8 protein-coding genes are annotated in these 10,844 nt (G+C 30.8%); all 8 read right to left on the bottom strand.

Features of this window, described 5'->3' with window-relative positions; genetic code table 11:
• Positions 1 to 4,699, bottom strand: a 4,699-nt coding sequence (locus tag A6E04_RS14230; protein WP_139078834.1) for an Ig-like domain-containing protein, incomplete at its 3' end; no start/stop codon positions are given.
• A gap of 174 nt (positions 4,700 to 4,873) precedes the next feature.
• On the bottom strand, positions 4,874 to 5,767 hold the full coding sequence (locus A6E04_RS14225) for a hypothetical protein (protein ID WP_023602568.1): 894 nt from the start codon (positions 5,765 to 5,767) through the stop codon (positions 4,874 to 4,876).
• A 6-nt stretch (positions 5,768 to 5,773) separates the two neighbouring features.
• Entirely contained in the window at positions 5,774 to 6,232 is a 459-nt protein-coding gene (locus tag A6E04_RS14220; protein ID WP_065611663.1) for a hypothetical protein, read from the bottom strand.
• A complete protein-coding gene (locus A6E04_RS14215) occupies positions 6,222 to 6,647 on the bottom strand; it encodes a hypothetical protein (RefSeq protein ID WP_023602570.1) in 426 nt (141 codons plus the stop codon). Before A6E04_RS14215 ends, A6E04_RS14220 begins: the two co-directional genes overlap by 11 nt.
• A complete protein-coding gene (locus A6E04_RS14210; RefSeq protein WP_023602571.1) occupies positions 6,641 to 7,858 on the bottom strand; it encodes an HlyD family secretion protein in 1,218 nt (405 codons plus the stop codon). Before A6E04_RS14210 ends, A6E04_RS14215 begins: the two co-directional genes overlap by 7 nt.
• The gene (locus A6E04_RS14205) at positions 7,845 to 9,191 is read right to left on the bottom strand and encodes a TolC family protein (protein WP_023602572.1); all 1,347 of its coding nucleotides are present in this window, start codon (positions 9,189 to 9,191) and stop codon (positions 7,845 to 7,847) included. Before A6E04_RS14205 ends, A6E04_RS14210 begins: the two co-directional genes overlap by 14 nt.
• A gap of 12 nt (positions 9,192 to 9,203) precedes the next feature.
• Positions 9,204 to 9,773, bottom strand: a complete 570-nt coding sequence (locus tag A6E04_RS14200; protein WP_023602573.1) for a hypothetical protein — start codon at positions 9,771 to 9,773, stop codon at positions 9,204 to 9,206.
• Positions 9,774 to 9,879: 106 nt separating this feature from the next.
• On the bottom strand, positions 9,880 to 10,596 hold the full coding sequence (locus A6E04_RS14195) for an EAL domain-containing protein (RefSeq protein ID WP_065611662.1): 717 nt from the start codon (positions 10,594 to 10,596) through the stop codon (positions 9,880 to 9,882).
• Between the last annotated feature and the right edge of the window lie 248 nt (positions 10,597 to 10,844).

Genomic DNA, 10,844 nt, shown 5'->3' with positions numbered 1-10,844 from the left:
CATTAGAGTGATTACTGCCAGCCACTAAACTGGTGTCACTGTCGTCTGATAAAGCGACATTACTCAACGTCGGTGCTGTTTTATCGATGATAATGGTTTCTAATTCACTTTGTCCTTTATTACCTGCAATATCAGTAACTTCTACCACCCAACGATATTCACCTTCGTTGAGAGCATCAGATATATCAATGATAAAATTACCTTGTGAACTAGCAGTAACAGGCTCTGAAGAATAAGTAGGAGAACCACTAACAACACCATTGTTTACAGCATACAAGTGAACAACAACAGAACCATTTGCTTCTGATGTTTGTCCTTGAAACATTGGCCGGTCATTGTTAGTTCTAATCGGATCACTATCAAAACCAACATCATTATCGAGAATAATCCCCGCACTGAGTATAATTGGGGCCGATTCATCCAAAATAAAGATTTTATCTTCAGTTGATTTTTTATTTCCTGCAATATCGGTTATTTCAGCATGCCAAGTATATTCACCTTCCATTTGTAATGAAGTTGGAACAGTCACTCGCCATGTACCATCACGGCCTACGACTCTAGTTGGTATGCCTGAAATTTCTTGAGCATTTGAATTAAAGATAACAACTCTAACTGTTCCTCCGGGTTCACCATTTCCAGAAAATGTAGGAGTATTATCATTAGTAATACCGTCAACATTGGATAATCCAGAATCCGATTCAAGAATCCCATCAATAGTTGTCTCCGTATCCAGTACTATAACACCAGAAACTTCAGTACGGTTACCAGCAATATCTTCAAGCTCGACAGTCCAACTATAGCTACCGTCATTCATTGCAAAAGTAGGCAATAATAATTCCCAAACACCTAAACTATTAACCGTTGTTGTTGCCACACCAGAAGTATCAATTGTAGTTCCATCAGGTCCTGTTAAAGCTTTAATATTAACGCTAGAACCAACTTCACCCTGTCCTGTTAACTTGACATTTTGTTCATTTGTAACGTTATCAAGTTTATTTCCTGAGTTAGAATCATCCTCCAACTTACCTGTTGCTCCCTGATAAATGGTATCTATCGTTATCGACTGCTCTTGACTATCAAGACGGCTTTCGTTACCCGCTAGATCCTTAGCTGACACAGCCCAACGATATTGACCATCAGGTAGATCTGCTATATTTAAAGACCATGTACCATCTTTATTCTCTACTTTTGTAGTATTAGACTTTATAAACGTATTACCACGATAAATAGAAAGAGTAATCGTTACTCCATATTCTGCGGAACCTATAAAAGTAGGGCTATCTTCATTAGTAATAAAATCATTATCAATAATGCCTGTATCAGAGCTACTCGCAAGTACTACATCTCCAATTTGAGGGGCGATAGTATCAATTGTTATATCTAATGAAATATTTGGTGAATAATTTCCTGCAGAATCTTCAGCTTTAAAAGTAATATCATATAAGCCATCATCAAGAGCCACTGGCAATTGATAAACCCAGTTAGTCGACGACACATTGTAAGTCGAAGGCGACAAACTAACAGCTATACCTGTAACCTTATTAGTAACTGAAATGTGAATAATACTTCCTACTTCAGTACCATTGCCTTTAAAACTCAATTCTGACTTATTAGTTACATTATCACCAACTTCATTAGAATCCGAGCTATCAGTTAGAGTAATTATGCCTAAATTTGGAGCCGATGTATCAATAGTAACAAATACATAATCTGTTTCTGTCAGATTTCCTGCAACATCTGTTGCTAATACCTTATACGCATATTCACCATCTATTAATTCACTTACATCATAAGTAAGTCGTCCATTAACGCCTACAATCACAGGAACAATCGTTTCATAGGCTGGTGTTGTATTTATAATACCGTTTTCAACTTTAAAAATAGAAAGTGATACTTTTGTATTTGGTTCAGTAAGAATTAAAAAGTTTAAAGTATTATCATTTGTATGCGAACTCTCAAATCCAGTATCTGAATTAAGACTAATTTGAACATCTGGAGAAATATTATCAAATATAAATGAATTACTAACTGGTGTAGCTTTATTTCCAGCAATATCTATTGCACTAATAACCCAAGTCCATTCACCTTGCTCTGTTAACGCTAGTGCTTTTGGAATAGAAATAGACCACATCCCATTAGCTAATGCTAATGAAGTTAATTCAATTTGTCTGCCTGATTCAGAATGAGTTAAATTTAAATGAATTGTTGCCCCAGCATCAGATATCCCTTTAAATTCAGGTTGGCCTACATTAGTAATATTATCTGTATTATCACCAGAATCAGAAAGAGCATCTAACTCAGCAGTTAACGTGATTTGAGTGTCAATTTCTATAGGTAGGTCTATTGATGCTATATTTCCAGCAACATCTACAACGGAAAAATTAATAGTATATTTACCATCATTCAATTCTTCTGGAATTGTATAAGACCACAAGCCATTTTGATTTACGGTTACTGGACCATAGACATTACCAATAATACCATCAGAATTTTTAACATTAACCGTAATTTTTGACCCTGGCTCACCAGTACCTGTTAACGTCGGCGTTTTAATATTGGTAAGACTATCATTATTAATGCCAGAGTCTGAATCTTCACTAACACGAGCAGAAAAATTTTCAATTGTCCTATCAATAACGACGGTACCTTGAGCTGCATTAACACTCTCATTTCCAGCAGCATCAACCGCTGTAATAGAATATGTATATGTTCCTTCATCTAAACCATCAACATTAAACTGCCAATTCCCATCATTACCTGAGTTCACGACACGCGAAATATTCAATGCTACAATAGATAAGGTAACCTTTACATTTGGTTCAGTATTCCCTTTAAAAACAATACTTTCAGCATTAGTAATGCCATCATTGTTAAACTGACCGCTATCACTAATCGAGTCTAAACCGCCCGTAATTTGAGGCCCAATAGTATCAATAATAATTTGAGAATTAATGATATCTGAGCGATTACCTGCAATATCTATTGCATATGCTGAAATAGAATAGGTCTCATCAAGTAATTTATTAGTTACCGATACAGACCAACGTCCATTATCCCCAACTTTAGCTGAATAAGTAACCCCGTCGATTTCGACAAAAACATTTGCCCCAATCTCACCTCGACCAATAAAAGTCGGTTCAGTTTCAGACGTAATATTATCAGAAGAGTCACCTGTATTTGATTCTTCTGATAACCCACCCCATGAAAAGTTTGGAGGGGTTAAATCAATCGTTAATACTTGTTTTATTTCTAATTTATTACCCGCAGCATCGATTGATATGAACGTGATATTATGAATACCCTCTGGCAAGTCATTTGGAAGTTGAAAGATAGTTGGAGATGAAGAACTAACATCAACATCATATGACACACCATTTAAAATCAACTGAATAGTAGATCCAATTTCATGTTCAAAACGAAAGATTGGTTGCTCTATATTTGTAATCCAATCGCCTTTTTCTCCAGAATCAGTAATGTCTGTAATTGTGACAGAAAAATCATTAACAGTATCAATCGTAACTTTTTGTTTTACGATAGTTTCATTCCCTGCTTCATCAATAGCAGATATTGAAAACTCATATTCACCATCAGTTAATTCCACAGGGAAAGTAAACGACCATTCTCCATTTTTTGCAGGCAAAACATAACTAATATCACCAACAGAAATAGAAACCGATTTAGGGTCACCACTAATTTTACCTGTAAATGTAGGGGCATTTATATTTGTAAGCCCATCAGAATCAGATGTACCACTATCCGAATCCAAAGTAAACGATACTTCAGGTCCTATAGTATCAATAATGAATAGCTGATTAATCGAAACTTCATTACCTGCATCATCACGAGCTTTAATTATTAAATTATATTCACCATCTTTCAATTCATCAGCTAATGTGATGATTGCGTTACCATTAGTATCAGCAACAGACTCATAGATAGCCCCATCAACAGAAATGCTAATCGTTGCTCCTGGTAATGTCTTTCCTTCAAAAGTTGGCTTATTTATATTAGTAATAAAATCGCCTTTAGCCCCACTATCACTTCGACTCGATAGCTTTACATCAACAAAAAGGTCTGTTTTTTCTTCGGTTTCACCTTCATTAGAGGGTACTGGTTGAGAACTTCCAGAAGAAGAACTACTGCTTATAAGGGGGTCTTGCTCATTTGAGCTTTTCTTACTCGTATTATCATTCGCGTCAGCAGCTAATGCTTCTCCTTCATTACTATTAAGTCCTGATAAAGCAATTACAGCCTGATTCGCTTGATTTAAAAGCTCTTCAATCAGTAAGGCTTCAGCATTACTTTCATCAGAAGCCTCCACTTCTTCTTGCTTCGTTTTTTCTTCTAATTTTTCCTTTAATTCAGCTAACTCTTTCAATTGTTCTTGTAATTTTTTTAACTCGTCTTGATTTTGTTCAATACTTTCTTTCACAGCATTTTTAACTTCGTTATTCTCATTTTGCTGTGAATGAATCAATGCTGGGATTAAAACAGCTGCATTACTTTCAAGATTGACTTTATTTAATATATCACCTCTAGGTAGAATTTTTCCATTAGGTGTTGATATATTAAGTTCACCTTTTAAAAGAGATGTGACACCGTTTTTAATAGTTTTAACTTCTCCATTAGGAAGTTTAACTATAATATCAAAACCAGTAATCGAAATGTCATTAACGCTATTTATCTGAACTTTACTCATATAAGATCCTAAATTTAAACAATAAAAAGCCACATTATTAATGTTAACAATGTGGCTTTTGAGTGATATCTAGTTATTATTACTTTAAATTAGTGCAAATAGAACACTATCAATTAAGCAATACACTTTAATAAAATTAATTTTTAATTATTCAAAGCCAAAATAATATTACGTCTAATAAAATAATTTTTTAATCTTATGTTGAAATTCATCAATCCCTCTTAAGGCATAACGTGTGGATTTAGATATATCATCTAAATGAGTTATATTTAATTTAATCACATCCAATAAGTTATTAGAATTTTCACTCTGATTTACTTGTTCAATTAATATATTTTCTAATGCATTATTTGATTTTATTTGTTGACTATTAATATCTTTAATGTAGTTAAGTAACTGTTCATTTTGCTTAATCATTTCATTAAATAAAGCATATGGGGCACTTTCAGTTTCATTAATATCCAACTTTATATTAATTATTTTTTCTTCAATATATTCCAGACGCTCAAAAATACGTTCACTATTTTTTTTATGCAATAAATAAGCATCTTCATTTGTATTTTCAAATGACATTCTATTATTCTGTTTTTTCTTTCTTTCTTCAAATGCAGTAGATACGAAATTCCCAGCGACTAAAGAGTAAGCTGAAATTCCTACACCTAGAATAGACGTCATAAATGCAAATGACATTGCTCCTAGTGAAGAAGATATAGCCCCAAGTAAGCTCTCCATTTTTTTAGCAAAATCAGTCTCACCACCAGATAGTGCGGTCCCAATCCCTGAAATCATATCAACTAATCCCACAAACGTACCAACTAAACCTAGAGATACCATAACAGAACATGCCATTTTTAAATGGCTATCAAATACAGCGGTACGGTCTTCAACTAACTGTGGAAATAAACCCAATAAAATAGCTAATAAAATAATATAACAATAAAAGAACACAACTAGGTACGTTATTTCTGGTGCTAAGCTTACTGATTGCAAGAAAAATTCTCTTGCATTATCAACATAACCAACAAATATAAAGATAGAAAAGAAAAGAATATAACCAATATACTTCATTAAAACTTACTCCCAAACAAACTCTGTAATATTACCATTTCTAGACGGTAAATAAATTATATTTAAATTTTCTAGATTTTTACTTAACCCTGTAGCTTGTATAAATAATAACGTGTTATAGGTTACAATATCCTCTTCATTGTTAGAATATATAATCAATTTATTTGGTTGTTTATTTTTAAATTCTTCTTTTATTAAAGAAATCTGTTTTTCTGACAACTTATATGATTTAAAAAAATAAACTCTATTTTCTTTTAATATTAACGTCGGAGGCTCTCTTTTAAAAACATCATTTATCAATTCTTCATTTTTATACAATGCATTTTTTCCATACTCCTTAACTGAGTCTGATACGGAAGATATTGTATTCAACATTAAAAATATAGTCACCAGCAGTATTGCTGCCATAGCTCCAGTTAAAGCATCAACCATTGGAGCCATAACATCATCATTCTCATCTCCCATAATCAACACCATTAAAATCTACATAACAATAATTTAATTTATTTTTATCCACAATGGGATCTTTATTCATGGTAGCATCAATTGGAATTTTTCCAGTGTTAATTTTAATTGTATTATAAACCATTATATTATTAGCTGAAGACTCTCCAATATCAAACCCAAAACTACAACCTACATTTATTGAATTTATTTTGAATTTTTTATCTTCATTAATATTAATTAATATGGCATCTAACTCTTTAAGTACATCATCTGTAACATAATAACTAGAAATTGGATATCTATACGTCGCTTCATTAACCCTAAAAAAAGATGCCTCAGGTAATAATGAATCTATATATCCAACAATTAATGTTATGAAAACAAGAATCAATATACATAAAGCTGAAGAAAGAGCTCCAATAAACCCTACCATACAGAAAAATCCAAATTTTTATTAAATACTGATAATATATATTCGAAAAATGTCATCGTATCATTAACTATATATACAGTTGTTTTCAAGCCTAATAATCCATTTAGTTTTTTTATTACTTCTTTGTTGTCGTTAAAAGAAATCTTAACGTTATAGTATCGTTTTCCTTCTTTTGAATATTCATCATAAACAAAAGAATCAACACTTATATCATTAATTTTTCCATAAAAGAAATCCCGTATACCTGGAGCATCAATTTTCACTTTTGCTATTTCACCAATACCTAAATATGGTCTAAATTTTGAATCAAATTTAGCATCAACATAAACTCCATCATCATTCCTTTTTAAAGTCAGAATTTCAGCATTTCTCTCAATATAAACTCCTTTTGCTAGACCTACTTTCAAGGACAAAACAGTTCCATCGATATTAGAATTAATCGCTGTTGATTGTATCCTATCTTTTACTGTATTAAATTCAGACAAATTAACAGTAAGAAGTTCTCGAGACTTTCTTAATTCATCTTCTGTTTGTCCAACCAAATCTAATGTTAATTGTACAAAATCTTGATATGCAGCCTCAACAAGACTTTTAGCTTCATCTAGTAATAATTTACTTTCTAATGCTTGTAGTTTTATCTTTTCTACTTCTAGTTTTGAATCTAAATATCTTACTGTATCTCCAAGAGACTCTCTAATAAGATCACTTTTATTCTGAAGAAGAGTTTCCTGATTTTTAAAATTTTCATTTCTAACAATGAAATTTCTTTCCTTATCTTCTAGCTCGTTTTTTTTCAATAAATATATACGATATTTATTTTTAACTTTCAATAGCGTTGAAGAGTCTATATCTTTACTAAGGGGTTTGCCATCCTTAAACGTTTCTTTTAAATTTATTAATTCTAATGATAACTTACTTACTCTCTCTGAATAAAAATCGCTATTATAATCTAATAACTCCCTCTTATGTCCATCTTCTATGTTTCCTATAGTTAATAGATGCGTACCATTACTAACTGTATCTCCACGAGTTATATATATATCTTTTATAATACCTGATGACGGTGATAATATATTCACATTACTATCATTAATTGATAGTACACCTTCTCCTTCTGATATCACATCAAATTTAACTATTGTTATAGAATAGAATATTATCGATAATAAAAGTATAATAACTATTTTTTTAAACCATTTAGTTAATAACATAATTCCCTGGCAGTACTGAATTTAAGACATAAACTCTATTAACTGTATCTATTAGTTCATTTTGAGTTGAAAGTTGACTCATTTCTAAATCGGACAAAGATGAAATATTTCTAAAAATATCTAGCACACTAGATTCATCTACCATCATTTCTTTCATTTGATTCTTAATAACATCGGTTGTTAAAAAAATTTGATTATTTACGTTATCTATACGCTGAGTAATTAGTGCATACTGTTGCTTAAGTGTAATCAAATCAATATTTATTCCATGAATAAACTCATCAAACTCAATCATTTTCTTTTTATATAATTCATATTCACTCATTTGAGATTGGTAGTTTCCATAATCTAAACCTGTGAAAGAAAATTGAATTCCTATGAATGAATCCCCATTATTATCATATGTATATCCATACACCGCTTGATTTTGATCATTTTTTGAACTTGATTTTTCATGTTCTTTAATATCATGTAATGTTATTAATTCTACTTTAAAATACTCATTGTTAGATTGCGCAGTTTTCTTCTCTGACATTAACTCTGATTTTCTTGATAATATAGAAAAATTTTTAGCCATGACATTATCAATGTTAAAAAACGCAGGTTCGATATGCATCATCGAAGACATATACGATTTACTTAACCCATAATCATCTTTATACAAACGCCTTGGTGTAATGTTATCAATTTGGCTTTTATATAACTCAATCTGTGATAATACATTTAATACTGATTCATCAAACTTTTTAACCGTTACTTCAGCAAAAATTCGATCTGATTTTTTCAAAATACCAGCACCTGCTGATACTTCCATTTTTTTAAGTAAAATATCCATACGTTTTCGATATTCACGAGACTTAACTAAAAACTCTCTAGACGTTTCTATCTTCATTAAATTTTGATTGATACGACCATATACATCATTTACATTTTCATTATATTTTTCTTTCGATGATAATAGACTATAATACGCTGCGTCTTTTTGTTCATCTGTAGTATTACTCCAAAGCTTCATTCTTGCAGATAAATCTAATGTGAACTCGGTAAAAGGAGATGGATGCCCGGGTCTATCAAACTTCTGTTTTACTTGAGATGATACAGATGCACTAGGAATATAATAATATTTCGCTGCGTTAAATAGGTGGTTTTCTGATTCAATTACATACTTTTGGCCATTCACTTTATAAGAATTTTCTATTGATTCAATAAATAAAACGTTAATATCTTCAGTGTAAATAGGTTCTTTTATATTTAAACGTAAATCTAATTCAATCGCAGCACTTACATTAAACGAAAGAAGTAAAAAAATAGAGATTAATGTTATAGATTTCATAATATATACCAATTAAAATTTAAATCCATATCCGATATATATCGACATGCCGTTATAATTTTTGTACGGACTCCAGTCAGCCATTACCTCCCAAGTTCCACCGCCAATATAATCTTTAAAGTAAGCCCCTGCTCCATAATAAAGAGCATCAATATCATCATCATTAGCAGTAGGGTGTCTTAAATTAAAATAACATGTTGAGTAATTAGAGAAACATTTCCCAACAGTCATTATTGGAACAAAATCTTCAGATACATAATAACCAACGCCTAACGCCATGTTCCAAGACCAAAAATGCCCAGTCTTATACTCATCAACAATTAATTCACCTCTTCCATATATTCCAAAATCACTATTTTCTATGGATTTAATACCAGATATATAAGCTCCGTTTGCACTCCCTCCTTTGATTCTGTGTGACCCTATACCAAAAGATACAATTGATGGGTTTTCAGGAAATAACATACTGTCATCACTAACATATGATAAATCTAATTTATTTTTTAATTCCTCGGCATTAACTAGACTTGATAAAACCAAAAATGAGAACAAAAAAATACAAGTTTTACATACAATCTGCATTAATTATGCCTTCTAATCTTAAAGATAAAATTTAAATATTGTGATTACTATCACTTAGTAGCTTATATGCTATAGGCTTATATACAAACAAGGAAGTAAATTAAATTTATCGATACGATAAATTTAATTTAAACTTACTTTTTGTCAGAGAGTAAGGAGCCTCGATACTAAACCCTTGGAAAAGACAATTTGAAAATTTTATTTTCTTCATGATTTTCTTTATAGTTAATAACTCACTGTTACTCTCTATCTTTTCAAAAACAATATTTAATTTATATATTTTATGCATTTTATTTATTATTATCTTTAACAATTCTTGTTTGTTTTTGTCTGTTTCAATATTTTCAATATAAAACCCACTTAATTTAACTAAATCAAAAGGGAGTTTATATAGAGCTTCATCACAAGAATATATGCAACCAAAGTCATCAAGCGCAAACCTAAGTCCAATATTTTTCATCTCAATCATAGAACTCCTTATTGTATCGAAGTCTGGATAAGCGTGATACTCAGTGATTTCTATAATAATGCTATCTATTAAATCCTCAGGTATCGACTTAATATAAGACAAAAATCTAGGGGAAATTATTGTATTAGGCGTTATGTTGATAGATACAATATGAGGTCTATCCAATTTTTTCATTTCACTAACAACAGAGTCTATAACAAATAAATCAAAGCATTCCCAATCAACTACTTCCTCATAAAACGATAAGAAAGGCACCACCTGATCATCTCTATAAATTCTAATTAAAGCTTCAAAAAATATTACATCACCATCTAGATCCACGACTGGCTGATATTTAAATTTAAATTCATACATACTACAAACCTCTTTTTTTTTAAATTAACTTAGTTAACCCAAGCTAGTAAAGAAAAAAAATATTATCATAACGATATATTTTATTTATTGAAGTTTTATGTAAAGCATGTGAGTTCTTAAACTAATTAATAACTTATTTCTTTCTATACAATTAATAATCTTAATTGACATTAAAAAATCAATATAATATTTTATGTTAAATATTAATTAACATTCATTTTAAATAAAATAATTTTAGTGATATAAGC

Source organism: Aliivibrio logei, assembly GCF_001691055.1.
In the GTDB taxonomy this organism is placed as follows: Bacteria; Pseudomonadota; Gammaproteobacteria; order Enterobacterales; family Vibrionaceae; genus Aliivibrio; species Aliivibrio salmonicida.
This window is presented reverse-complemented; position numbering and strand designations above follow the sequence as displayed.